Raw genomic sequence first — 1,008 nt, 5'->3', positions numbered from 1 at the left:
GCCGTTACAGCCCACCAGCCATGATTTGCAGAATGTGGCCAGGGCCGTCATCCGAGGGGGTGATTTTACCGAAGACGGACTGCATCAATGTCTTAATCAGCACTACCGACTTTATCTGATGGCTGCCGGGGTATCGTTGGAGGCACTGCCAGAGTCATCGGCGCTTGTCATGGGGAACAGTAAGCCTGATTCCGGACTTTGCAATTGGTTAAACCAGACAGTATCGGACATTGATCGTCCGTGGTTGATACGACGCAGTGATCTCAACAGTGTTGATGAAAAACGCCATGAAATAAGTATTAAGACTCGTCTGAGTGACGAGGAAGCCAAGACGGAAATGATCAAAATGGTGGCACAGGCCCGGTGGCTGGCATTCGATCTGCCCCTGAAGCCGGATCAATCGGACGATATTTTCACCCGGGCTCTCTACCGATGTTGGCAGCAAAGCTGGTTTAATCGTAAGTTTGGCCAGACGGGCGTGGACGCCAAGCGCTTATTTCCAATGACGGAAGAAGAGAAACAAACGCTGAAAATACCGGCTAACCAGCCTTATCTTCGAGAGGTTGATAAGAGGATAGCGACATGGGAAGCGGCATGGGACGCCCATGCCGTTCAGCAGCGGCCTGCGTTTTGGCATCAGATCAGGAGTCTGCCAAACCATTGGGTTGATGATTCTGAAAAATACAGCCCGCAAGTCTGCGAGAAACAAGCTCCGGCATTGGATCAGAGAACGGACTATGAGCTTCAGAAGATGCCAAAACATAACAGTTGCCAAATTTTTAATACGCAGAACCATCCTCCCGGTATGTATCGCTGGTCGGCAAAGGATATTTATGTGACTGCCAAGGGTGATATCAAAGAGATCGCTCTTGATGCCAAACCCATTCTGGGGGTTGAAAGCCTCGTACCGGATCGGTTACCAGGGCGTGATAAGGAAGTGACATTGGCCAGCGATCAAACGCTGGCAACCTTCAAAGCGTCATCAGACGATGGTCAATATGCATTGCC

At 50.5% G+C, this 1,008-nt stretch carries 1 protein-coding gene; it reads left to right on the top strand.

Going from position 1 to position 1,008, the window contains the following annotated elements; all coding sequences use genetic code 11:
• A partial coding sequence (locus KDK17_RS07955; protein ID WP_257287789.1) for a hypothetical protein occupies positions 1 to 1,008 on the top strand: 1,008 nt, incomplete at both ends.

It is taken from the genome of Endozoicomonas sp. SESOKO2 (assembly GCF_024606245.1).
Taxonomy (GTDB): Bacteria; Pseudomonadota; Gammaproteobacteria; order Pseudomonadales; family Endozoicomonadaceae; genus Endozoicomonas_A.
Note: the sequence above shows the minus strand (reverse complement) of the source record. Positions and strands in the feature narration are given on the sequence as shown.